Source organism: Ignavibacteria bacterium, from assembly GCA_017303675.1.
Lineage (GTDB): Bacteria > Bacteroidota > Ignavibacteria > Tepidaquicellales > OLB5 > OLB5.
Genome location: JAFLBX010000002.1, coordinates 1,152,801 through 1,177,926 on the forward strand (window position 1 = coordinate 1,152,801; position 25,126 = coordinate 1,177,926).

The 25,126-nt window shown below is 38.5% G+C and carries 18 protein-coding genes; 9 read left to right on the forward strand and 9 right to left on the reverse strand.

Features of this window, described 5'->3' with window-relative positions:
* Positions 1-127: 127 nt before the first annotated feature.
* The 4 genes from J0M37_14600 to J0M37_14615 form a co-directional block, all read right to left on the reverse strand.
* Positions 128-415, reverse strand: coding sequence for a hypothetical protein (locus J0M37_14600; GenBank protein MBN8586316.1), 288 nt, complete (start codon positions 413-415; stop codon positions 128-130).
* A gap of 48 nt (positions 416-463) precedes the next feature.
* A complete protein-coding gene (locus tag J0M37_14605; GenBank protein ID MBN8586317.1) occupies positions 464-1,513 on the reverse strand; it encodes an ABC transporter ATP-binding protein in 1,050 nt (349 codons plus the stop codon).
* Positions 1,514-1,582: 69 nt separating this feature from the next.
* Positions 1,583-2,947, reverse strand: coding sequence for a phosphoglucosamine mutase (glmM, locus tag J0M37_14610; GenBank protein MBN8586318.1), 1,365 nt, complete (start codon positions 2,945-2,947; stop codon positions 1,583-1,585).
* A gap of 226 nt (positions 2,948-3,173) precedes the next feature.
* Positions 3,174-5,306: a dehydrogenase E1 component subunit alpha/beta gene (locus J0M37_14615; protein ID MBN8586319.1), complete on the reverse strand. Its 2,133-nt coding sequence runs from the start codon at positions 5,304-5,306 to the stop codon at positions 3,174-3,176.
* A gap of 278 nt (positions 5,307-5,584) precedes the next feature.
* Here J0M37_14615 and J0M37_14620 point away from each other — a divergent pair, with 278 nt between their 5' ends.
* The 5 genes from J0M37_14620 (at position 5,585) to J0M37_14640 (ending at position 14,731) form a co-directional block, all read left to right on the forward strand.
* Positions 5,585-6,673 carry a T9SS type A sorting domain-containing protein gene (locus J0M37_14620; protein ID MBN8586320.1) on the forward strand — a complete coding sequence of 363 codons (1,089 nt, stop codon included), beginning with the start codon at positions 5,585-5,587 and terminating at the stop codon, positions 6,671-6,673.
* Positions 6,674-6,924: 251 nt separating this feature from the next.
* On the forward strand, positions 6,925-8,865 hold the full coding sequence (locus tag J0M37_14625; GenBank protein ID MBN8586321.1) for a choice-of-anchor J domain-containing protein: 1,941 nt from the start codon (positions 6,925-6,927) through the stop codon (positions 8,863-8,865).
* A gap of 260 nt (positions 8,866-9,125) precedes the next feature.
* Positions 9,126-10,772 carry a choice-of-anchor J domain-containing protein gene (locus tag J0M37_14630; protein MBN8586322.1) on the forward strand — a complete coding sequence of 549 codons (1,647 nt, stop codon included), beginning with the start codon at positions 9,126-9,128 and terminating at the stop codon, positions 10,770-10,772.
* A 190-nt stretch (positions 10,773-10,962) separates the two neighbouring features.
* Positions 10,963-12,879 carry a choice-of-anchor J domain-containing protein gene (locus J0M37_14635; protein MBN8586323.1) on the forward strand — a complete coding sequence of 639 codons (1,917 nt, stop codon included), beginning with the start codon at positions 10,963-10,965 and terminating at the stop codon, positions 12,877-12,879.
* A 187-nt stretch (positions 12,880-13,066) separates the two neighbouring features.
* Entirely contained in the window at positions 13,067-14,731 is a 1,665-nt protein-coding gene (locus J0M37_14640; protein MBN8586324.1) for a T9SS type A sorting domain-containing protein, read from the forward strand.
* A gap of 94 nt (positions 14,732-14,825) precedes the next feature.
* On the opposite strand, the gene J0M37_14645 is transcribed toward J0M37_14640, so the two are convergent.
* The 5 genes from J0M37_14645 to hppD all read right to left on the reverse strand — a co-directional run bounded on the left by J0M37_14645 (position 14,826) and on the right by hppD (position 21,357).
* On the reverse strand, positions 14,826-15,737 hold the full coding sequence (locus J0M37_14645; GenBank protein ID MBN8586325.1) for a radical SAM protein: 912 nt from the start codon (positions 15,735-15,737) through the stop codon (positions 14,826-14,828).
* A complete protein-coding gene (locus tag J0M37_14650; protein MBN8586326.1) occupies positions 15,734-17,446 on the reverse strand; it encodes an acyl--CoA ligase in 1,713 nt (570 codons plus the stop codon). The genes J0M37_14645 and J0M37_14650 overlap by 4 nt, the downstream gene beginning before the upstream one ends.
* Positions 17,447-17,572: 126 nt before the next feature.
* Positions 17,573-18,814 carry a T9SS type A sorting domain-containing protein gene (locus J0M37_14655; protein ID MBN8586327.1) on the reverse strand — a complete coding sequence of 414 codons (1,242 nt, stop codon included), beginning with the start codon at positions 18,812-18,814 and terminating at the stop codon, positions 17,573-17,575.
* A gap of 119 nt (positions 18,815-18,933) precedes the next feature.
* Complete coding sequence (locus J0M37_14660; GenBank protein MBN8586328.1) at positions 18,934-20,112, reverse strand: homogentisate 1,2-dioxygenase; 1,179 nt, start codon at positions 20,110-20,112, stop codon at positions 18,934-18,936.
* 102 nt (positions 20,113-20,214) lie between these two features.
* The gene (gene hppD, locus J0M37_14665; GenBank protein MBN8586329.1) at positions 20,215-21,357 is read right to left on the reverse strand and encodes a 4-hydroxyphenylpyruvate dioxygenase; all 1,143 of its coding nucleotides are present in this window, start codon (positions 21,355-21,357) and stop codon (positions 20,215-20,217) included.
* Between the two features lie 208 nt (positions 21,358-21,565).
* Between hppD and J0M37_14670 the strand changes: the two genes are divergently transcribed.
* The 4 genes from J0M37_14670 (at position 21,566) to bshC (ending at position 25,126) form a co-directional block, all read left to right on the forward strand.
* The gene (locus tag J0M37_14670; protein MBN8586330.1) at positions 21,566-22,438 is read left to right on the forward strand and encodes a choice-of-anchor J domain-containing protein; all 873 of its coding nucleotides are present in this window, start codon (positions 21,566-21,568) and stop codon (positions 22,436-22,438) included.
* A 120-nt stretch (positions 22,439-22,558) separates the two neighbouring features.
* A complete protein-coding gene (gene thpR / locus J0M37_14675) occupies positions 22,559-23,122 on the forward strand; it encodes an RNA 2',3'-cyclic phosphodiesterase (protein MBN8586331.1) in 564 nt (187 codons plus the stop codon).
* A gap of 4 nt (positions 23,123-23,126) precedes the next feature.
* Entirely contained in the window at positions 23,127-23,459 is a 333-nt protein-coding gene (locus J0M37_14680) for a zinc ribbon domain-containing protein (GenBank protein ID MBN8586332.1), read from the forward strand.
* On the forward strand, positions 23,459-25,126 hold the full coding sequence (gene bshC, locus J0M37_14685) for a bacillithiol biosynthesis cysteine-adding enzyme BshC (protein MBN8586333.1): 1,668 nt from the start codon (positions 23,459-23,461) through the stop codon (positions 25,124-25,126). The genes J0M37_14680 and bshC overlap by 1 nt, the downstream gene beginning before the upstream one ends.

Sequence of the window (25,126 nt, forward strand, 5' to 3'; positions counted from 1 at the left end):
ATTAATAAGTATAATTCACCTATACAAAATTACACCGGAAAGTTAAAATAAAGAATGATTTGCGTTTGGTTTTAAGGCAAGGGATAAAAATCATATTAAAGTATGATGTATGGAGAGACTCGCACTGCTACTTTTCGAGAAGTGCTTTTACTTTTTCAAGGGCTTCGTTGACCTTGTTTTCGGGGGCATTTGATTCCCATGTAATTTCATAACTTCCATCTTTTGCTATAATATTTGCATCAACGTGGAAAGTTAAGAACAATACTTGTTTTTCTGCCCTGATATTGAAGCCATCTGTTATATTGGCAATCTTTACATCATTATCTGCAATATCTTTACAGTATTCGGTTTTTATGCTTTCAAGCTTTTGCAGAAGTTCCTGTTTTGTTTTGCCGGGTTTTGGGATATTTATCATTTCTATATTAATAATTAAAAAGCCCCGAAAGTTCCGGGGCTAAAAAATCTAAGCCATTTCAGCGGGAATCCTGTCACCTTCTTTTAATCGGCGGGTTTCAATATCCTTCCAGTAATGGCATGCAACAGTATGCATCTGGCTTGTGCCGCTAACCTGTTCAAGAACAGGCTCTACATTCCAGCATTTGCTGTCTGTTGTGTAAAGCTTACTATCAACATATTTGCATCTTGTGCAGAAGTGGCAGCCTGCAGGATAGTTTGTGGCAGCAGGTACATTACCTTCGATAGTTGCCAGTCTTCCGTGGCCTTTATTAAGCTTTGGAATTGAATTCAATAAACCAAGTGTATATGGATGTTTGGGATTGTAAAAAATCTCTGATGAATCAGAATACTCAGCTACCTTTGATGCATACATAACAGCAACACGTTTGGTTACTTCGGCAATAACACCAAGGTCATGGGTTATCATAATTACACCCATACCCAGCTCATCCTGCAGTTTTTTTATCAGCTCAAGTATCTGCGCCTGAACTGTTACATCAAGGGCAGTGGTTGGCTCATCCGCAATTAAAATTTCGGGATTGCATGAGAGCGCCATAGCTATCATTACTCTTTGCCTTAAACCGCCGGAAAGCTGGTGAGGATATTCTGAATATCTCTGTTCAGGAGCGGGAATACCAACCAGGCGCAGCATTTCAATAGAACGCTTTTTAGCTTCTTCTTTGGAAACCTGCTGATGCAGCATAACGGCTTCATCGATCTGGTCACCGCATGTAAATACAGGGTTTAAAGAAGTCATCGGTTCCTGGAAAATCATAGCAATATCGTTTCCGCGGATCTCCTGCATTTTTTTATCATCAAACTTGGTCAGATCCTGACCCTTGAAAAGTATTTCACCTCCAACTATCTTACCGGGCGGGTTTGGTATCAGGCGCATTATTGAAAGTGCGGAAACGCTTTTTCCGCAGCCTGATTCTCCCACCAGCCCCAATGTTTCACCGCGATCAAGATCATATGATACATCATCTACTGCCTTGGCAATTCCGTCATCAGTATAAAAATATGTTTTGAGGTTCTTTACTTCAAGTAACTTGGTCATATATAATATTCATTTTAAGTTCTTGGCAAATTAGCTAAAAATAATTGATAAAATAAAGGGATTTATACGTTAATTTAAAAAATCAGCTATTTCTTTATTAAATTTAACCTGTAAATATTCTGCTTCCTTAACTGTTGATGCTTCGGTAATTATTCTGATAATTGGCTCAGTATTTGATTTCCTGAAGTTTGCCCACCGGTTATCAAAATCAAGCCTTAAGCCATCTTCAAAATTTTGTTTTTTGTCACTGTACTTCCTGCGCATAAATTCAAAAATTGAATCAGCATTAATATTTTCGAGCTGAATTTTTGATTTCCGGATAAAATATTGCGGAAGTGAGTTTTTATATTCTGATACCTTTAAACCCGATTCAGCTATTTCGCTGAGAATTAGAGCTGTGCCAACAAGTGAATCCCTGCCGTAATGAACTTCCGGCAGTATAACTCCCCCGCTGCCTTCGCCGCCAATTACAGCTTTTACATCTTTCATTTTTTTGATAACATTGATCTCACCAACCGGCGCTTTGTAAAGCTTGCCTCCAAGTGAATTTACCACATCATCAACTGAACGCGATGTTGAAAGATTGATGGCAGCTATTCTGTTTTTTTGTTTGGTTTTAGATAGCACATGTTTAACAGCAGCAGTGATAGTATTTTCTTCGCCAAAGGGTTCGCCTTTTTCGGTAATAATCACAAGCCTGTCGGCATCAGGGTCAATGACAATGCCGATATCAGCCTTATGCTTTCTTACTTCGCGGCAAGTTCTTTTCAGGTTTTCAGGCAAAGGTTCAGGTTTGCGGGTAAAAACTCCGCTGGGATCACAATCTATCTTTATCACCTTACAGCCCAGCTTTTCAAGCAAGGCGGGAATAATTTTTGATCCTGAAGCATTCACACAATCAACTACAACTTTGAATTTCCTCTTTTTAATTTTGCTGATATTAAGCGAGCTGATGCTCAATACCCTGGAAATATGATAATCACCAAAACCCGGGTAGTATTCAACATGCTTTACCTTATCGGCGGGGACATAAACGTTTTCTTTCAGATCAATCAGCTTCCATAACTCAGCGTTTTCATCTGCATCAAGAAAAATACCTTTACTGTTTATGAATTTCATACCGTTCCATTCCTGCGGATTGTGGGAAGCGGTTACAGCAATTCCCCCTGCTGCTTTTAGTGTTTCAACCGCTAAGGAAACGGTTGGCGTAGGAGCAACACCTATATTCACGACTTCGCATCCGCAGAAAAGAAGAGTGGATTCAATAAGCTTTTCAACAAGTTCTCCCCCCATTCTGCCATCTCTGCCTAAAACGATTTTTTTTCTTTTGTTGTAAACTGCAAAAGCCGAAGCGTATTTCACAATATTTTCGGGAGTTAAAGATTCACCATAAATTCCCCTGATACCCGAAATTGATATTATTGGTTCTTTCATTTTATTACTAAATTTAAACTTTAGATTCTTTACCTTCAATCAGTAAAACAGGTACTAAAATTATTTTCGGTATTACTTTTTTAAGATTCCTGCTTTCGCAGGAATGACAAATTAATTTTAAAATATAAATCAGCCCCTTGTTCTTTAATAATACTAAAAAAAAGCGGAAAGTTATTTATCTTTCCGCTTTATATTCATTCGTTATTTCAATATTTCTTTTTCACTTTTAGTAAGCAAGCATTTCTTCGGCAGCTTTTAAGATCCAGCTATCCTGCGGAAGCGCATGGCTTTCAAGGCTGAACGGAATATGAATATGAAGTCCGGCAACACGTTTAACCGGGGCATCAAGATATTCAAATGCTGCTTCAGCAATCTGCGAAGCTATTTCAGCGCCAAAGCCCATGAATTTTGTATCTTCATGGAATACTATTACTTTTCCGGTTTTCTTAACTGAGTTTAATATTGTTTCAGTATCAAGCGGAACTATGGTTCTAATATCAATAACTTCTACACTGTATCCTTTTTTCTCCATCTCCCTGGAGGTCTTAAGCGCTTTTTCTACCATTGCGCCGTAAGCTACTATTGTAAGATCATTACCTTCCTTCTTAACAGCGGCTTTGCCAAATGGGAGGTAGTAATCTGCATCCGGCTCCGGTGATTTAGCATAACCCTGCCTGTATAAGAATTTATGCTCTAAAAACATTACAGGGTCTTTAAGCTGGCAAGCAGTTTTAAGCAATCCTTTTGCATCAGCTGCATTGGAAGGATATGCGATATATAAGCCGGGGCATTTTGCAAAAATTGCTTCGATATTCTGTGAATGATAATGTCCGCCGCCAATGTATCCGCCTGTTGCAACCCTGATAGTAACAGGGCATTCAAAAGCGCCGTTTGAACGGTAACGGTACATAACAAGCTCATCTCTTATCTGCATCATTGCAGGGAAAATATAATCAGCGAACTGAATTTCAACAACGGGTTTTAATCCGCTTAATGCCGCGCCTACTGCAGTTCCTAATATTGAAGCTTCAGCAAGCGGAGAATTAAAGCAACGTTTAACGCCGAATTTTGTTGAAAGTCCTTTTGTTGCTGTGAAAACACCGCCTTTGCCATCCTGAACGTCCTCACCATAAACAAGCATATTCGGATTTTTTTCCATCTCTTCCATAAGCGCATGGTTAATTGCATCAACCATAACAATAGGTTCACCGGAAGGCTGTGTAGCTTCGTAAGCTATTTTTGTCTGCTGGTCATCAGGGCAGAAGAGATTATCTTCTACAGTTGATGGATCGGGAAGCGGTTCAGCATAAGCCTCTTCGGCTGACTTGATAACGAGGTCATTTAACTCTTTTCTTGTTGCCGCTATATCTTCTGCGGTCATGATGTTTCTTTCAACAAGAACTTTTTCAAACTGTGCTATCGGGTCTCTTAAAGTATCTTTTTCAATTGCTTCTTTAGAACGGTATTTATCCTGTGAGTCTGATGCGGAGTGTGAACGAAGCCTTACAACATCAGCATAAATAAAGCTTGGTCCTTCGCCGTTTCTTGCAAGACGGACAGCTTCTTTAGCTGTGGCGTAGCTTTCGAGGAAGTCAGTTCCATCAATATGGAATTTGTGAATTCCTTCGAATCCCTGAACTACTTTATATACTGATCCGCCTGCAGTCTGCTGTTCAATTGGCACAGAAATAGCGAAGCGGTTATTCTGAATGCAGAAAATTGTGGGGAGCTTTTCTCTGGCAGCCCAGTTAATAGCTTCAAAGAACTCGCCTTCGCTGGTTGAGCCTTCGCCGCCGCCAACATAAGAAACTTCATCGGTTCCGCGGTAAACACAGCTAAGCGCTGCGCCTACTGCCTGCAGGTATTGAGAGCCTGTTGGTGAAGATGCTGTGGGCATTCGCAGCTCTTTTGAACCAAGATGCATAGGCATCTGCCTGCCGCCTGTGAAAGTATCTGTAGCCTTACCCATAATATGCCTGAATATCTCTATTGGTGTAATTCCAAGTGCGGTACCAATAGCATTATCTCTGTAGTATGTAAAGAACCAGTCTTTACCGCCTTCCATAGCCATAGCACATGCAACCTGGATAGCTTCATGTCCTGAACCGGAAATTAAAAATGTAGCTTTGCCCTGTTTAATCAGCATATCAATCCTGTCATCTGTGAACCTGGAAAGGAGCATAGCTTTATAAGCGTGGATCATCTCTTCATTTGATAATCCGTGATTCTTAACAGTTTCCTTATGAAAATCATACTGCAAGCTTTCTTTGGTACCATTGGATACTTTTGACCCGTTGGTATCTTTTGCAGCCCCATTAGTGCCTTTTGATTTCTTTTCTGCAGCAATTTTCTCTGCCATAGGAATAATCCCCTCTATATATTATATATTTATTTTAGTTTTTTAAACAGGAAGTGATAAAATCACAGGAATTTCAAATATAGGGATTTTTAAAATATCAAAAAAGGGATTTAAAGTTCTATTGTTTGAAGTTTAGTATTAATTAAATTTGAGAAATCTACAAAATAATAATATTTTATAATTTTTTTTAAAAAAATCATTTTAGACTTGATTAACCACAGAAAATAATACATATTTCGCAGGGTAATTAACTAAATTAAACGAAAGGTAACAAAACCATGAAGAAAAATCTTTCAATTTTCGCAGTACTTATTACAGCAATTGTAATGAGCTTTGGGTTTTCAAACGATGGTAACGATAAAGAAACCGTTAACAGCGTTAACCAGGGCAGCAGCAATGTTTTATACAATCATGATATAGAGCGTTTTGCTGGCTATAACTGGGATAACCCGCTTGCAGTTTTATTTACTTACAATGAATTAGTGAACGCAGCAGGCCAGGGCCAGGGCGGCGCAGATGTAAGCTTTATCACAGCTCCGGGAACTTTATTCGGTTTCGGAAGCCAGGGTAACTTATTTAACTGGATGGGTGATGATTTCACAGTTCCTGCAGGACAGCAGTGGCAGATCGATTCAATTAAATTCTACAGCTACCAGACAGGTTCAACACTAACATCAACATACACAGCTTCACGTGTTGCAATATGGAACGGCAGAGTTGACAGCGCAGGTGTTACATTAAGAGCCGGCGATACAACAACAAACAGAATGAGAGCTACATACTGGTCAAACATATACAGAACAACAGCAACACCTCCATACAACACACAGACAACCAGACCTATAATGGCAATTGTTGATACCATCAATGTTACATTGAACCCGGGATACTACTGGTTACAGACAACATTTTTAGGTTCACTTGCTTCAGGTCCATGGGCTCCGCCAAGAACTATCTTAAACACACCAATTACCGGAAATGCAAAACAGAAATTAGCAGGCGTTTGGGGTAATGCATTAGACGGAACAAATGGACAGGGCTTACCATTTGTAATTTACGGAACACAGCTTGTTGCAATCAATAATAACAACACTGGTATTCCTTCATCATACAGCTTAAAACAGAACTATCCAAATCCGTTTAACCCGGCTACAAACGTTTCATTTGACGTTCCAAAAGCAAGCCAGGTTAAAATATCAGTTTATGATGTAATGGGTAAAGAAGTTGATGTAGTAGTAAACAAACAGATGGAAGCAGGAAGCTATTCATTTACATATGATGCTTCAAAACTTTCAACCGGTTTATACTTCTATACATTAACAAGCGGTGACTACAAAGAAACCAAAAAGATGATGTTGATAAAATAATGAAGTTATAGAATTTTCTGCGAAAGCAGATTAAGTAACAAATTATTTATAATTATTAAGCGCTTTCTCAAAAAGAAAGCGCTTTTTTTATTTTCAATTCTTTATGCAATTTGCTAGTTTAAACACATAAATAGCGGTTTTTTACACAGTTTGTATAAAGTAATTAATATATTGACATTTTTTAAAAAAAATTACATATTAACATAATCAATTAACATATTTTTTCTTTAAACCAATTTAAGGGAAACACAATGATGAAAAAATTATTTCCATTTCTGGGAGTATTAGCCATTGGTGTATTTTTCTTTGGACTGGTATGGTCAGATCCATTCAGTTCAAAGACATCTGGCACCACTGAATCTGATGCAATTAATCCTGTTGTTCCGGTTACAAACGCTGTAGTAAAATACGTCGATAGTTTAAACGGAGCAAATGATACAGTTGCTTTACGTACAAGAGGCTACATTCCAAAAAGAGGTCCTAACGGCGGTCCTGCAGGTACATCACCCAACTGGTTCCAGGGTAACAGTACTGTTTTCGCAGCATTCAACGGTCCTGCAACAGGTTATGTTGCCGCTAACTTCAACAACGTTACCGGTACAAATCCTATCGATCTTTGGCTTATTTCACCGGTTGTAAACGGTGCATCAGGCGATACACTCTCATTCTACGAAAGAGGGCCTACGGGTTCAACATTCCCCGATTCAATCAGAGTTTACTGGGCATCAAACGGCGATACAGTTCCGGGCTCAGGTTCATGGGTTGAGTTAGGCAGATTCAAAACAACACTCACAGGTTCATGGGCAGAAAGAAGATTCACTCTTCCTTCAGCAGGCGCTAACGGCAGATTCGCTATCAACTACAGAGTAGTTAACGGCGGTCCTTCAGGCGTAAACAGTGATTTTATCGGAATTGACTTCATAAGATTACTCGGGCCTGCTCCGGTTGTAACATGTAATGTAACAGCCAATCAGTGGACAACTCGTCCCGTAGTACCCAATGCTGCGTATTTTGGGGCATCAGCATGGATAGGCGATACTTTATATTTCCAGGCACCAACAAGCGCCGGTGCGGCAACAACTACAATCTACAGATATACATATAATGGAAGCTGGTCAACAGGCGTACCAATGCCGGGCGCACTTGTAGGCGGTTCTATGGTTTCAGCAGGCGGTAAATTATATTATATTGGCGGCAGCGCAACCGGCGTAACAACCGGAGGAACTACAGTTTATTCATACACACCCGGAGCAGGCTGGACAACTATGGCTCCTTTACCAACTGCACTATCTGGTCACCAGGCTGTAAACTGGGGTGATAGCGTTATTGTGGTTGTTGGCGGTCCGTGGACTGGTTCAGGAACCAATCTTGCTCATCATTATTACCGCATAGGCAGTAATACATGGGGAACTACGGCAACTTCACTTCCTTCAGGCCAGGGTAGAAGAACTTTTGCAATGGGAATTAACGGCAACAAAATTATAGTAAGCAGCGGTTTCAATACTGCGTTTATAAAATCAACTTATGTTGGCACAATAGGTTCAAACGCATCAACAATAACCTGGGTAGCTGCACCGGATGTTCCTACTTCAGAATCCGGGCTAAGCAGACCGGGATCAACATCGTTCGGCAATTGGTTCTTCTTAGTTGGCGGTGAAAGAGGTACAACAACAGGTTATTCTGATATAACATACGTATTCAACGCTACTTCTAATACATGGAGCGGTCAGATAAGCGGATTACCTTTCCCAAGATCAAACATTATGGGTCATATAACAGCAAAATGTATCAATGATACATTGAGCTTATTCTGCCCTGCAGGTTATGGTATAGTTGGCGGTATAGGTACAGGAGCTGCAACAGATCTGTTCCATATTACCAGGGCCGGTACATTTACAAGCACAGGTAATAACTCAACAATAGCACCGGATAAATTTGAGCTTTCTCAGAATTATCCAAATCCGTTTAATCCGTCTACAGTAATTAACTTCAGCGTTCCTACAGCATCACTTGTAACATTAAAAGTGTATGATATCACAGGTAAAGAAGTTAAAACACTTGTAAATGAATTAAGAGGCGCAGGCAGATATGATGTAACATTTGACGCGTCAAACTTCGCAACAGGCGTATATTTCTATACACTTGAAGCAGAAAATTTTACACAGACAAAAAAGATGTTACTTGTAAAATAATCTGACTATAAAAGATTATTGTTTTTTAAAAAAGCATCCGCAATAAAGCGGATGCTTTTTTATTATGTTTACAAACTGCTTTTATATAAAATTTTAATAATTTCCATTATTGTGAAACATATATTTTTTATCAGAAATTTAGATTTACACTAAATGTATTAAATTTAAGCATTTATATCATTGAATTTGACTAAATTATATTACATATTATCATGATCAATTAACATATTTTTTCTATAAACCAATTAAAGGGAAACACAATGATGAAAAAATTATTTCCATTTCTTGGGATATTAGCAATTGGTGTATTTTTCTTTGGGTTGATATGGTCAGATCCATTCAGTTCAAAGACATCAGGCACCACTGAATCTGATGCTATTAATCCTGTTGTTCCGGTTACCAATGCTGTAGTAAAATACGTTGATAGTTTAAACGGAGCAAATGATACAGTTGCTTTACGTACAAGAGGCTACATTCCAAAAAGAGGTCCTAACGGCGGTCCTGCAGGTACATCACCCAACTGGTTCCAGGGTAACAGTACTGTTTTCGCAGCATTCAACGGTCCTGCAACAGGTTATGTTGCCGCTAACTTCAACAACGTTACCGGTACAAATCCTATCGATCTTTGGCTTATTTCACCGGTTGTAAACGGTGCATCAGGCGATACACTCTCATTCTACGAAAGAGGGCCTACGGGTTCAACATTCCCCGATTCAATCAGAGTTTACTGGGCATCAAACGGCGATACAGTTCCGGGCTCAGGTTCATGGGTTGAGTTAGGCAGATTCAAAACAACACTCACAGGTTCATGGGCAGAAAGAAGATTCACTCTTCCTTCAGCAGGCGCTAACGGCAGATTCGCTATCAACTACAGAGTAGTTAACGGCGGTCCTTCAGGCGTAAACAGTGATTTTATCGGAATTGATTTCATAAGATTACTCGGACCTGCTGCTCCTCCTCCCGGAAGCGGACCTGATCTATTATATTACAAATTTGAAAATAACCCCAATTCAACTACAGTGCTGAATTGTGCAATACCCGGAGTAGGAAATCCGACACCTACAATAGCAGCAACGACTTTAACATCCGGTGGTCAATTCGATAGCTGCCTGGCAGGAACAAATTTAACCAATGCAGGTGTTACTCCCGGTTGGAACTGGGATCTTGGTACTTCGAGCTGGACTATTAGTTTTTGGCTCACTATGCCATCCAGTACCAGTATATCTTATATATTCGGAGATGCTGGCTCAAATTCTTTCAGATGTTTCAGCGGTGGTGTAGCAGGAGCGGATAACCTTTTAGTAAGATTCACTTCATCAGGAGGCAGTACAGATGAGATATTAATTAATGGTACCGGACCCAATTCAACTGTTGTTACTATTGTACATGATTCAGCGGCAGGACAGATAAGAGCTTATAAAAATGGTGTCTTTTCAAATTCTGTCACAAGGGTCACAAACATGCCATTGGGATCAGGCTTCAGAGTTGGAGGCTATTCAACATCTGCCGGTTTAAGAGGAACAATGGATGAATTCAGGCTTTACAGGCGTGCATTAACTCCTGCTGAAATTACAGCAACATGGAATTCTGATTTAAGCGGTTGCGGTATAGTTGGAATTTCCCATAATGGAAACGAAGTTCCAAATCAATTCAAATTAAGTCAGAATTACCCGAATCCATTCAACCCGGTAACAAATATAAAATTTGCACTTCCTAACACAGGACTTGTAAAGATTTCAGTATTTGATATACTTGGAAGAGAAGTAGAAACACTTGTTAATGAAGTAATGGTAGCAGGAAACTACACTGTAGATTTCGATGCTTCAAAACTTTCAAGCGGTGTTTACTTCTACCGTCTGGAATCAGGTAACTTTACAGATACAAAGAAAATGTTACTTGTAAAATAATCAATATTTCCAGGTTTTTTTTGAGGCATCCTTTGAATAAAAGGATGCCTTTATTTTTACCTAAACCAATAATATTACCCTATTTAGATAATTAAATAAAATTTAATATTGCATTTTTATATGATTATTATCATATTAAGCGATGATATTTATCTTTAATTAACTATTTTATTACAATTAATCAAAATTTATGAAAAAAGCATTCCCGATTCTCGCAGTTTTTGCCATCGGTGTATTTTTTCTTGGACTGATCTGGTCAGATCCGTTCAATTCAAAGACATCAGGCACCACAGAAACAGACGCTATTCAGCCGACTGTTCCCTACACAAACGCTATTGTAAAGTATGTAGACAGTTTAAACGGAGCAAATGATACAGTTGCTTTACGTACAAGAGGCTACAAACCAAAAAGAGGACCCGCTGGCGGTCCTGCAGGTACATCACCCAACTGGTTCCAGGGTAACAGTACTGTTTTCGCAGCATTCAACGGTCCCGCAACAGGTTATGTTGCCGCTAACTTCAACAACGTTACCGGTACAAACCCGATCGATCTTTGGCTTATTTCACCGGTTGTAAACGGTGCATCAGGCGATACACTTTCATTCTACGAAAGAGGACCTACGGGTTCAACATTCCCCGATTCAATCAGAGTTTACTGGGCATCAAACGGCGATACAGTTCCGGGCTCAGGTTCATGGGTTGAGTTAGGCAGATTCAAAACAACACTCACAGGTTCATGGGCAGAAAGAAGATTCACTCTTCCTTCAGCAGGCGCTAACGGCAGATTCGCTATCAACTACAGAGTAGTTAACGGCGGTCCTTCAGGCGTGAACAGTGATTTCATCGGTATTGATTTCATAAGATTACTTGGTCCTTCAGGACCGCCCCCGGCACCTAACTACTATAGCTCAAACTGGTGTCCGGCAAACACTTATCCGTCACTTCCGGCAGCAACATTTTATCAGGAATCTGCATGGCTTGGTGATACATTATTTGTTCATACACCCGATGCAACAGGATTGGCTACTACTACAATAAGAAGATATACATTAGGAGGTACCTGGACAGTTGGAGTACCACTTCCGGTAGCAAAAGCTGGCGGTACATTAACCGCAGCAGGCGGTAAGCTATATTACATTGGCGGAGGTGCTTCTGTAACAACAGGTTCAACTGATATTTACGAATACAGCGCCGGTGTTTGGACATTAAAAGCACCGGGTCCATTAGCAGTATCAGGTCATGCAACAGTAAACTGGGGTGATAGCGTTCTGTTTGTAACAGGTGGTCCGTGGGCATCCGGTACAACCACCGTTAATTTTTACAGAATTGGTTCAAATACCTGGGGCTCATCAACCCCATTTGCAACCGGCAGAAGGTCTCATGCTGCAGGTCTTTCAGGCAATAAAATATTCATAGCCGGAGGATTCCCATTCACAAATTCATTCCAGATCGGGACTATAGGTTCAAATGCTTCTACTATTACATGGGCAGCAGGACCTAATATTCCGGTTCCGGCAGCAATTACTGGTTTAAGCCGTATCGGAGGATTTGCAATAGGAAACGCTTTCTATACTGTAGGTGGAGAAAGAGGCGGTGCAACCGGTTATCACGATTCTGTTCATGTATGGAGTATTACTGCTAATGCATGGGTAAGAGTTATATCCGGAAAACCGGGCGGCGGTATGTCAAATATATTCGCAGCAGTAACAGGACGTGTTGTAAATGATACAGCAAAAATATTTTTACCCGGCGGTTATAATGGTACAGGGCAAGCACAGTTTGATGTTATTGGCTGCGGACCGAACATTTTTACAGGATTAACTCCAATTAACAGTGAAATTCCGAATAAGTTCAATTTATTACAGAATTATCCGAATCCGTTTAACCCGATAACAAATATTAAGTTTGCAATTCCTACCACCGGATTAGTAAAACTAACAGTATTTGATATATTAGGAAGGGAAGTTGCAACACTTCTTAATGAAGTTAAACCTGCTGGTAATTACCTTGTTGATTATGATGCATCAGCTCTTTCAAGCGGTGTTTATTTTTACCGTTTAGAAGCAGGAGATTTCACCGATACAAAGAAGATGTTACTTGTAAAATAACAGCATTTTTAGTTAATTATTTAAGGCATCCTTTGAAAAAAGGGTGCCTTTTTTTATGTTAACACTTACAATTACAATTATTTACAATTTATAAAAAATTTTAATATTGTATTTTTATATGATTATTATCATATTAAAGGCTGATATTTATCTTTAATTAACTATTTTATTACATTAATTCAAATTTATGAAAAAAGCATTCCCGATTCTCGCAGTTTTTGCCATCGGTGTATTTTTTCTTGGGCTGATCTGGTCAGATCCGTTCAATTCAAAGACATCAGGCACAACAGAAACAGACGCTATTCAGCCGACTGTTCCCTACACTAACGCTATTGTAAAGTATGTAGACAGTTTAAACGGAGCAAATGATACAGTTGCTTTACGTACAAGAGGCTACATTCCAAAAAGAGGCCCCGCTGGCGGTCCTGCAGGTACATCACCCAACTGGTTCCAGGGTAACAGTACTGTTTTCGCAGCATTCAACGGTCCCGCAACAGGTTATGTTGCCGCTAACTTCAACAACGTTACCGGTGCAAACCCGATCGATCTTTGGCTTATTTCACCGGTTGTAAACGGTGCATCAGGCGATACACTTTCATTCTACGAAAGAGGACCTACGGGTTCAACATTCCCCGATTCAATCAGAGTTTACTGGGCATCAAACGGCGATACAGTTCCGGGCTCAGGTTCATGGGTTGAGTTAGGCAGATTCAAAACAACACTCACAGGTTCATGGGCAGAAAGAAGATTCACTCTTCCTTCAGCAGGCGCTAACGGCAGATTCGCTATCAACTACAGAGTAGTTAACGGCGGTCCTTCAGGCGTAAACAGTGATTTTATCGGTATTGATTTCATAAGATTACTCGGACCTGCTCCGGCAGCAAACACCACGCTTCTTTTAGTACATGATTCAACAATTGCAACAACACAGGCTGAAAGAAAAAAAGACAGAGATTCAATGCGCACCCATTTGGGCGGTATTGTTGGCGGATATGATCTCGTAACATTTGATACAAACTCAACACTTCCTACTTTATCAGGATATAACAGAATTATCATACAGGAAACAGCATTTGACGCTATTACAACCAGGTTCCTTGGAGCTACAGCAAGAAACAATCTTATCGCATGGCTTAACAGCGGTACAGCAGGTAACAGGAAAACATTAGTACTTATCGGCGGTGATCTTGCTTATAACTATGCAAGAACAGGTTCCGTCGGATTAGACGCTAACTTCTCAGGTACAATTGCAGGCTTCACATATAAACTCGATAACGCTTTCCCTTCACCGGGTAATATTGTTGGTTTGGCTGTAGATAACGGCAATACAAGAAATATCACAACACCGGGCGCTAACTACTATCCTGATGGCGCCGGATTCAGCAACGGTTCATTCGGTCTTTACAGATACGGCAACCACACAGCAGCAGATACACTTGCCGGTATAATGAGGCTTACATCAACATATGAAGTTAGGTCATTATTCTGTGACCCCAGATATTTCTCTGGAGCAGGCGGATTCCAGCCGGTTCTTGCAGCTTTACTCGGCAACTTAGTTGGTGTTAACCCTGTTAACAACCAGGTTCCTCAGGTTTATTCATTAAGCCAGAACTATCCTAATCCGTTCAACCCTGTAACAAATATCAAGTTCTCAATTCCTGTAGCAGGAAATGTTAAGCTTGTATTATTTGATATACTCGGAAGAGAAGTTAAAACATTGTTAAACGATGTTAAACCCGCCGGAAACTACGTAGTAGATTTCAATGCTTCAGAGCTTTCAAGCGGAGCTTACTTCTACAGATTAGAATCAGGTAACTTTGTAGAAACAAAGAAGATGTTACTTGTAAAATAATATTACCTTTGCAGCATTTTTGCTGCAAACAAAAAGCCATCCTGTTAAACAGGATGGCTTTTTTATTTACATGATTTAAGAAACTAAATGATAATCAATCTTTCATTTCATTCTGCAGGTTGGTTACCAGGTTTTGTCCGCATGTACTGCCAATTTTAAGCTCTTCGTAACTTCCTATGCTGATTATCACTTCATAACCGTTATTTCTGAATTCACTTGCCAGGCTTTCAATTCCTTCAGTATTAAGCGGACTAATTAGCGACGTTAAATTGTTTTTCACAGTTGATGAAGTAGTGTTAAGCGGAGTAAGCTTGATAATGAATTTTTGCGGGTCAAATATCGCGGCAATCTTATTGGGATCAATGATATATTCATTTGAAGGAGCAAAGCTAAGAGTAATTTTCCTTTCCCCTTCCCTGAAAAATTTATCACCATAAGCAGCAATTTCATTAAAGCTCCATTTCTTAACGGGGATGAGTTCATCTCTTTTTTTGATATCTGTTGTATGAATGGAAAACTGGAGCTGGAACTTTCCTCCCGAAAATTTTTCATTCTTAATTCTGAGTAATTCTTTAAAGAATTTTTCACTTCCTTTCGGAGCAATGGAAGATATTGAAGGCATAAATCCGGGTGCATTAAAATAAAGATCAAATTCTTCAATTACTTCAAGAACGCTCATATTAAATGCAGGCTCGCCCATACGGGTGAAGTGAACTTTTAACTTTTTAACGGGAATACAACCATCAGGGTATCTTTTTGACAGCATGTAATCAAGCTGCCAGAACATACCTTCTTTGCTTATTCTGCCCAAATAAAATGGTCCTGCATCGCAGATAGTACAGCTTACAGGACATCCGTATAACGTAGAAAGAGTCAGGATCCATTTTTCTTCCCGGGATTTAGGGGGATAAAGTGATTCAACGAACTCAACATAATTTCCGCCGGCTGCCTGTGCGATATGCACAATTGCAAGGTCTTCTCTGCCGGTTGAATTGATAATTTTCATTTAAACTGTTTTGTTTTAAATTCTGCAAAAAGATGTTTCACCTTATTACGCTGGTATTTACCGGTTGATGTTACCGGTATTGTATCGCTGAAAACAACAGTTTTGGGTGATTTATACGCGGGGAGCTTTTTTCTGCAATGATCGAGTATTTCATTTTTAAGCTCTTCAGTCGGTTTAATATTCTCTTTGAGCAAAACAAGTGCCCCAACTTCTTCACCGTACCAGTCATTATCAAATCCAACGGCTATAGCAGATCTTACTTCAGGAATTGACATCAGGACTTCATCAATTTCCAGCGGGGCTATATTTACACCTCCCCTGATGATAAGCTCTTTTAACCTTCCGGTAATAAAATAATATTTCCTCCCCGAGTTATCATTTAAATAAAAGCCTTCATCTCCGCTTCGGAACCAGCCGAACTCAAAAGTTTTATCATTAGCTTCGGCATTTTCGTCATAATACTTCATAACATTATGTCCCCTAATTACTATCTCGCCCCGCGAATTTTCAGGCATAGATTCACCTTTTTCATTATGGATATCCATTTCATTGGGCTCAATAGCAATACCAATGCTTGGAAAGCCATATCCCAGAAGCCATTTGTTATGTTCGGTTTTATTAAGATCAACGGGAATAAAACATGAATAACATGTCGTTTCAGAAAGTCCGTACCCGTGTACGATTTTTAAACCGAACATAGTCTCAAACTTTTGAACCAGCTCGCAAGTTAATGGTCCCGCGCCGCATATAATGTGGCGAAAAACCGGAAGGTCAGAAATCTGCAGGTTGTTACTTTTTTCCTGTTCAAAATCATGACATAAGAATTGCAGCAATGTTGGCACAACGCTGACAATATTAACTTTTTCATCCGCAAGTCTTTGAAAAAATACATCGGTGTGGAATTTCTGATTAAGTATCAGAGTACCGCCGGCATACATCGGGGTCATTATAGTAACAACGGTACCGTTCACATGATGAATGGGTAGTACGCACATCATAATTGTACCCTGTTCAATCCCGTGCCATTTACTGATTCCATCAGCATCTGCCATCAGGTTATATTGAGTTAATACTACTCCTTTAGGCAATCCGGTTGTACCAGAGGTATATACTATGAGTGACTCAGTTTCCTGATTGACAGATTTATCCGGTACAAAATCAGAACTCTGACCTTCAATTTCATTTTCATAAATAATAATATCACCATTATCAACACCTGCTTCAGCTGAATGTACAACAGTTATAACGGAGAGCTTTTTCAGTACTTCAGTAAATTTAGGCAGGTATTCATGCTTTATAAATGCAAGTTTAGTAAGTGAACTTTTCAGAATATACTCAATTCTATCCGGCTCTTCGCTTATATTTAATGGTACGACTGTTACACCCATACACCAGGCTGCAAAATACTGTATAACTGTGTTTATATGATTATGTGAAATAGTTGAGATCCTGTCGCCGGGTTTAATCCCTTTTGAAATCAGAAAATTCGCAGTTTTAAATACTTTAGTTATAAACTGACTGTACGTAAGCGATTGTTTAATTCCGCTATCCGGATAATATGTAATATAAATATCATCCGGCTGTAAATGCACGCGGTGTTGCAGCAATTCATAAATATTGCGGTATTTTACCTGATAATTATCCGGCGCAATTCCGTTCACAAAATGCGCTTTTTGAATATTTAGCTGAGTTTGATCTGAAAGTTTCATAGACTGCAAAAATAAATCATTGGTAAACAACAAAAAAGGCTGTTTTGCAAACAGCCTTTTAGAAAAATTATAAAAAATAACTACAAATTTTTCGAATTACGCTAATTGTTCAACCCATTGGGCAGATCATTTTACAAGAACCATTTTTCGGGTTTCAGTGAAATCACCGGAAGTAATTTTATAATAATAAACACCGCTTGTGTAGTTTGCTGCATTCCAATCAACCTCGTATTTGCCTGGTTTAAGCATTTCATTCACGAGAATTTCGACTTCCCGCCCCATAATATCGTAGACAGAAAGGAATGTCTGTGCCACTGAAGTTCCGCTGATATCAAATTTTATTTTTGTAACCGGGTTAAAAGGATTCGGGTAGTTTTGGGAAAGAGAAAAGTGATCAGGAATATTTGTTGAAATTGGCTGCACCGAAATTATTTCACTTAAAGGTCTCCTGTAAACACCATTATACATTGAGTTTGATACTCCAATATAGATATAATCTCCCGCGATATGTATAGTTCTGACTGAAGAATGTGCAGGATCCAATATTCCACTGTTCAAATGGCTCCAGCTTTGTCCATTATTTGAACTGTAATAAAAATTTTTAAATTCATAAACTCCCGCAAAAATATAATTACCGTGAGCAGCTACAGTAAAAATAAGGTCAGTGATGTTTAATGATCGGCTCCAGGTTTGCCCGTAATCAGTAGATTTTAAAACACCATTATTCATAGTACCGGCAAAAACTGTACTGCCATAAGCAGTAATAGAATTAACATTCTCATCATATAGCGGTGTCTGGCTCCAGTTCAGCCCGTTATTTGTCGACTTGTATACCCCTGCCCCATTTGTACCGGCATAAATAACATTTTCTGTTTTAAAAAGAGTAACGATTTCATAACCAAGTGAAAGTGTCTGGGTCCATGTAACACCAAAATCATTTGAAAGAAATATCTTTCCGTTGCCATTATCGTAACAACAAGTTAAAATAGTCGATGCGGAATTAACTGTAATTATCGAAGAGAATACATGGTTATTGTTAAGACAATGCTCCCAATTTTGCCCAAGATTTTTTGTTCTGAAAATACCTTTATCTGTTGCTAAGTAAACAAAACTATCATCAGAAACTGCAGCTAAAACATCAGCATTATTTGTAAACATGTTATGCCATTGGCTGCCAAAATTAGTAGAGTAATACATTGAACCGTTGCTGAAAAGATTGGTCCCAGCATAAATATAATTTCCAAAGGATGTAATTGCCTGGACCGGGTAGTTACCGCCAAGACCGCTTGAAACCCATTGCCAGTTACTGAAAGTAAATGTATTGAATAATACTATAAAGGTAATTGTTTTTAAGATAATGAGATTCATATTTACTCCTATTTAGGTTTTTGAGTAAAATAAATATAGATAGTTTTTACATATTAAAAAAGGCTGTTTTACAACAGCCTTTTAATCCAAAAATTACATAGTTTTAACTCATATCCCGGTTATTCTATTTCAGCTTCATGACCTTCTTCATTCCAGGTGTATGGATAGTTAGGAAGGTCAAATTGTTTAGCATGCTCAGTCAGCTTAAGCGGGTGGAAGGTATCAATCATTACGGCAAGCTCAAGAGTTTCTTTTTTGCCAATTGAAGCTTCCATTGTTCCCGGATGCGGACCGTGAGGGATTCCACCGGGATGCAATGTAAATGAAGCGACATCAACGCCCTTGCGTGACATAAAATTGCCTTCAACGTAATAAAGTACTTCATCGCTATCAATGTTGCTGTGGTTATAAGGAGCAGGTATAGCATCGGGGTGATAGTCAAACAGCCTTGGGCAGAATGAGCATATCACGTAATTCCTTCCTTCAAAAGTCTGGTGTACCGGGGGCGGCTGATGTATCTTACCTGTAATAGGCATAAAATCATTGATATTAAATATCCAGGGATAGAAATATCCATCCCACCCGATAACATCCAATGGATGAAAATCAAAAATATAGTGATGCAGCTTATTGAACTTCTTTATTTTTACAAGAAAATCACCTTTTTCATCAACAGTTATTAATTCCTGCGGAACCCTGAAATCTCTTTCGCAAAAAGGCGAGTGCTCGAGATACTGTCCGTAGGAATTTTTATACCTAGACGGTGTATATACCGGGCTGGGTGATTCAATTACCATGAACTTGGTTTTTTCGCTTTTGGTAATTATCCGGTAAATTATACCGCGGGGAATTACAATATAATCTCCATCTTTATAATCAAGTGTACCGTATTGTGATTCCATTGTTCCGCTGCCGTAATGAACAAAGATCACCTCATCGCCTTCACCGTTTTTATAAAAATAATCCATTTGTCTGGAAGGATTACAGATAGCCATTGATACATCATTATTGAATATCATGACTTTTCTACCGGAAATTGGATCACCTTCAGCTTTGGAATCGATTGTATGAAGATGCACATGCCTTAATATACCATCATTCCATTCTTTAAATGAAATATCCTCAGTTTTATCTATTTTCTTTACTTTTGTAGGCGGATTTATATGATACAGAATTGAAGAAATTCCGGAAAACCCTTCAGTTCCAATAACTTCCTCCTGGTAAAGCTCACCATTAGCCTGTCTGAACTGCACGTGTCTTTTTTGCGGGAATTTTCCCAGTTTATGATAATATGCCATTAATTTTTAAATAGTGAATTTGCGGAATAGTGAATAGTAAATGAACGAAAAATACATTAGAAAAATGTTCATTGATAATTGTTCACTGCTAATTGTCAATTGTTAAAGTGTTCCTCTAACAGCCTGTTCTCTTTCAATAGCTTCGAAAAGGGCTTTGAAGTTCCCCTTACCAAACGATTTTGCACCTTTGCGCTGAATTATCTCAAAAAACACTGTCGGCCTGTCTTCAATTGGTTTGCTGAAAAGCTGAAGCAGGTAACCGTCATCATCACGGTCAACAAGTATACCGTGTTTTGCAAGCTCATCAATATCTTCGTCGATCTTTCCGACACGCGCTTCAAGCTCCTGGTAATAAGTTGTTGGTACTCTTAAGAATTCCACTCCCCTTTTTTTAAGGTCGCTTACTGTTTCAACAATATTTGTCGTGTTCATAGCAATATGCTGGCAGCCTGCGCCGTGATAAAACTCAAGGTATTCATCTATCTGAGATTTCTTTTTACCTGCAGCAGGTTCATTTATCGGGAATTTTATCTTACCCGTACCGTTCTGCATAACCTTGCTCATAAGAGCGGTATATTCGGTTGATATATCCTTATCATCAAATGATAACAGTTGATTGAATCCCATTGTTTCAGCGTAGAACTTTACCCAGTAATTCATTTTTCCAAGCTCAACATTTCCTACCATATGATCAACTGATCTTAAACCGGCATCTTTTATTCCCTGTACAGCTTTTGCAGAAGCGTCAATAAATCCGGGCAGAAATAATCCCTTATAATTATTCCTCTGAATAAACGAATGGATCGTATCACCGTATGTTTTAATAGCCGAACGTATTATAAATCCGTTTTCGTCTTCGATTTTTGTCGGTTCTAATGCCGGTACAGCTCCTCTTTTAACTGTTTCATTGAAAGCGCTTTCCGCATCATCAACTTCCAGTGCTATATCACGAACGCCGTCTCCGTGCTGTTTAATATGTTCCGAAATAAAGCTCTCGGGATGGTAAGGGGTAGTCAATACAAATCTTATCTTTCCCTGTTCCAGCAGGTATGATGCCTTTTCTCTGTTACCTGTTTCCAGACCGCTATAGCCTGTTAATTTAAATCCCATAGCATACTGGTAATATATTGCGGATTGTTTGGCATTACCGCAATAAAACTCAATGTGATCCCAGTTCTTTAAGGGAAGAAAATCAACTGGTTTTCCGTTTGTTGCTGTTGCTGCTTCAGGTGATAATGTATCCATATTATATAGTGTAAAATTTATAATTTGCGTATTATTTATCGGGAAGTGCAAATATAAAAATTTTTAAAGTCATAAAATATGACTAATAGTTTCTTTTCTACTGTATTCAGTTAATAAAAAATACTACTAATAATGCAAATTTAAGCCTTTTTTTAGCTTGTTTTTACACTTAAATTAGCTACTCAATTTTAAAAAAGAAAGAGGATCAATGAAAAAATTAACTATTTTTTTGTTTTTGGTTTTAAGCACAATTTCGATCAATTCACAGGTTACAAAACTTTTTGAAAGTTTTGAAACGTCAGTTCCGCCTGCAGGTTGGAGAAGCATTAATGTTGTTGGAGCTAATGTATGGAACAGGGTTACTGCTCCGCTTACAGCTTCTTTTGGTTCACTTCCTGCAAAACACGGTTCAGCTGTTGCATTTATACAGTACCAGGCACCTAATGGTGAAGACTGGCTCGTTTCACCAAGAATTAACGGTATCGTTGCAGGTGATTCAGTCGTATTCTGGCTTGTAAAGCAGTTTAGTGATGGCCCGTATCCATATGATTCACTGCTAGTAAGGGTATCAACAACCGATTCATTGCAGTCAAGCTTTACACAGTATGCAGGCAGCGTTTGCGTACACTGCATTCCCGTTGGTGCAACTGAAATAATCTGGAGAAGATACAGCTTCCCGCTTACAACATGGGCTGGACAGAACATTTTCTTATCATTCGTTCATAAAGATTCAGACGGACATGGTATGGTATTAGACAGTATCGCTGTATTCGGCAATGCTGCAACCGGAATAGTTCAGGATCCGAACGCTGTACCAACAAGATTTGAATTACATCAGAACTATCCAAATCCGTTCAACCCGGTTACCAAGATCCAGTTTGATATACCGAAAAACGGATTTACAACTTTAAAAGTTTATGATGCTACCGGTTCAGAAGTATCAACACTGGTATCAGATAACCTGACAACAGGTAAATATACCGTAGATTTTGATGCTTCAAATCTTTCAAGCGGTATTTATTATTACAGGCTTGAATCCAATGGTAATATCAAAACCAACAAAATGAGTTTAGTAAAATAATTCATTTTTCGCAGATTATTTAAAGCCTCTGAATTTTCAGAGGCTTTTTTATTTGTATATTACTTTGAATATTAAAACAATAATCGATAATTTTGTAAATCAGGTAATTAATTTATCTTATTGGCTAAAAATCGTTTATTTTTATCATTAAATCCGGCAGAAGAGGATCTTAAAGAACTGAAAAAAATCCTTCCGGATTTAAAAAACAGATTTAAAGATCATTATATCAAATGGGAGAAACCTGATAAATTCCATTTAACATTAAGGTTTTTAGGTGATATTGATGAAGAAAGAACCACTGTTTTAGCATCTACCCTGGACAGGTTAAAATTTGATTTTGAAAATATTGGATTTTCTTCAGATAAGATCGGGTATTTTCCAAACAGCCGGTATCCGAACGTGATATTTGCAGGGTTAATAGAACAAGGGAACAATTCCGATAAGCTTGTGAGTTTTATTGACAGGATCATTCTGAATTTTGGTGTAAAACCTGAGAAAAGATTTATTCCACACATAACACTGGGTAGATTCAGCAGAAATAAAAGAAAAAAGATAGATGAAGAGTTAACTGTTTCTTTCCCTTCAGAAAACATTGTCTTTGATTCCTTTTACCTGATGAAAAGCACTCTTACTCAGGATGGTTCAGTTTATGAAATTTTAAATAAATTTAACTTTATAAAATAATTATATGCCATTTTACGAATACCAATGTTCCAATTGCGGACACGAACTTGAAGAGCTTCAAAAGATGAGCGATCCTCCGCTTAAAAAATGCCCTGCATGCGGAAAGAACACTCTGAAAAAACTTATCGGCACCGGAGCGGGACTGATCTTCAAAGGCAGCGGTTTTTATCTTACTGATTATAAAAACAAACAGCAAAGCGGAAGCCGTTCCGGCAAAGCCAAAGAAACCCAAACAACAGATACATCTAAAGCAGAAAATAAAACTGAAGATAGCGCGTCTAAGGTATCAAAATCCGCAGAAAAAAAGTCACCTTCAAAGAAAGAAAACAATAAATAATGTACTCAGTAGAATTCAATAAACTTCCCAATTTCAACAATCTGTACCTTGATTATATTTCACAGTCTGAAGAAGATTCAGCAAAGCTTAAGCCGTTTTTCAATGCGATGTTCAGGGAAAATGAAGATTTCTTCAAGGTAATTGATGAAAAGGTCCATAACTATAACACAAGCAGATATTTCGATAAAAATGTACTTATCGATATTCTGAAAAGGCAGAATGTTACATTTGGAGGGGATGAATTTACAGCAGCGAATATTGAACAGCTGACCGGGGAAAATACTTTTACAATCGTTACTGGCCAGCAGGTCTCTTTATATACAGGTCCGCTTTATACGATATTAAAAACAATTTCCGCAATAAAACTTGCCAGGGAGCTTAAAGAAAGGTTTCCACAGTTCAATTTTGTTCCTGTTTTCTGGCTCGAAAGTGAAGATCACGACTATGAAGAAGCGAATCATACTTACCTTATTGATAAACAGAACGAGCTTGTGAGAGTTGGATTTGAAGATGAATCTGCGGGCGAGGATGACAACAGTAAAAAGAACACACCTCCTGTCGGAAGCCTTGTATTCAGCGAAATGATAAACAGTATAAATGAACAGTTACGAAGCTCATTGATAGATACAGATTTTAAGGATAAGGTAATGAATATGGTCACAAAACATTACCATGAAGGCAATGATTATAAAACAGCATTTGCGGGGCTGATGAATGATATATTCAAAGGTTACGGTATCGTATTCATAGACCCTTCAGATCATGAAATAAAACGCCTGTTAATACCGGTGTTTGAAAAAGAGCTTACAAGCAGCCCTAAGCTGTGTGAATCAATTATTACACAAAGCGCAGAGATCGAAAAACATTACGACCTTCAGGTTAAACCCAAAGTAATAAATATGTTTTTCCTGCATAATAACAACAGGCTTTTAATAGAACCGCGAGATGGCGGTAAGTTCGCTTTAAAAAATTCTAAACGCAGGTTTGAAAATGAAGAAATGCTGAACTTACTCCAGGAATCACCGGAATTATTCAGCCCGAATGTTGTATTAAGACCAATATGCCAGGACTACCTGCTGCCAACGGCAGCATATATTGGCGGTCCGGGAGAAATATCTTATTTTGCCCAGTTCAAACCGGCTTACAAACATTACGATATTACAATGCCGGTTATATATCCCCGGGCATCAGTAAGCATAATTGAGGGTAAAATTGCCAAGTTTATGAATAATTTCAATGTTAAGCTTGAAGATATTTTCCATCACAGCTTCCTGGTTTCAAAAGTGGTTGATAAGCTTTCAGAAGTAAAAGTTGAAGATGAAATATCAAAATATATCGATGAGCTTAACAAAATATTTTATGATATGAGGAATATGACAGTCAAAGTTGACCAGACATTATTGAATGCGGTTGATAATATGAAGGAAAAAACCAAGCAAAGCCTCGAAATTTTCAAAACCAAGCTGATTAATTCACAAGCTAAAAAAAGTGAAACAACTACAACCCAGATAGATAAAGTTACAAATAATATCTACCCAAATCATAACCTTCAGGAACGTGTAATAAGCATAATTTATTTTATGAATAAATATGATGAGTCTTTCATAAAAAAGCTGTTCCATGAAATTGATATAAATAATTTCAACCACCAGGTTATTGAAATGTAA

Bases quoted from the DNA above. Each gene is read 5' to 3' on its own strand.
- J0M37_14680 (MBN8586332.1), top strand. From the start codon at position 23,127: ATGCCATTTTACGAATACCAATGTTCCAATTGCGGACACGAACTTGAA.
- J0M37_14620 (MBN8586320.1), top strand. From the start codon at position 5,585: ATGAAGAAAAATCTTTCAATTTTCGCAGTACTTATTACAGCAATTGTA.
- hppD (MBN8586329.1), bottom strand. From the start codon at position 21,357: ATGGATACATTATCACCTGAAGCAGCAACAGCAACAAACGGAAAACCA.
- J0M37_14625 (MBN8586321.1), top strand. From the start codon at position 6,925: ATGATGAAAAAATTATTTCCATTTCTGGGAGTATTAGCCATTGGTGTA.
- J0M37_14670 (MBN8586330.1), top strand. From the start codon at position 21,566: ATGAAAAAATTAACTATTTTTTTGTTTTTGGTTTTAAGCACAATTTCG.
- J0M37_14645 (MBN8586325.1), bottom strand. From the start codon at position 15,737: ATGAAAATTATCAATTCAACCGGCAGAGAAGACCTTGCAATTGTGCAT.
- glmM (MBN8586318.1), bottom strand. From the start codon at position 2,947: ATGAAAGAACCAATAATATCAATTTCGGGTATCAGGGGAATTTATGGT.
- J0M37_14605 (MBN8586317.1), bottom strand. From the start codon at position 1,513: ATGACCAAGTTACTTGAAGTAAAGAACCTCAAAACATATTTTTATACT.
- J0M37_14640 (MBN8586324.1), top strand. From the start codon at position 13,067: ATGAAAAAAGCATTCCCGATTCTCGCAGTTTTTGCCATCGGTGTATTT.
- J0M37_14660 (MBN8586328.1), bottom strand. From the start codon at position 20,112: ATGGCATATTATCATAAACTGGGAAAATTCCCGCAAAAAAGACACGTG.
- J0M37_14630 (MBN8586322.1), top strand. From the start codon at position 9,126: ATGATGAAAAAATTATTTCCATTTCTTGGGATATTAGCAATTGGTGTA.
- J0M37_14600 (MBN8586316.1), bottom strand. From the start codon at position 415: ATGATAAATATCCCAAAACCCGGCAAAACAAAACAGGAACTTCTGCAA.
- J0M37_14635 (MBN8586323.1), top strand. From the start codon at position 10,963: ATGAAAAAAGCATTCCCGATTCTCGCAGTTTTTGCCATCGGTGTATTT.
- bshC (MBN8586333.1), top strand. From the start codon at position 23,459: ATGTACTCAGTAGAATTCAATAAACTTCCCAATTTCAACAATCTGTAC.
- J0M37_14615 (MBN8586319.1), bottom strand. From the start codon at position 5,306: ATGGCAGAGAAAATTGCTGCAGAAAAGAAATCAAAAGGCACTAATGGG.
- J0M37_14650 (MBN8586326.1), bottom strand. From the start codon at position 17,446: ATGAAACTTTCAGATCAAACTCAGCTAAATATTCAAAAAGCGCATTTT.
- J0M37_14655 (MBN8586327.1), bottom strand. From the start codon at position 18,814: ATGAATCTCATTATCTTAAAAACAATTACCTTTATAGTATTATTCAAT.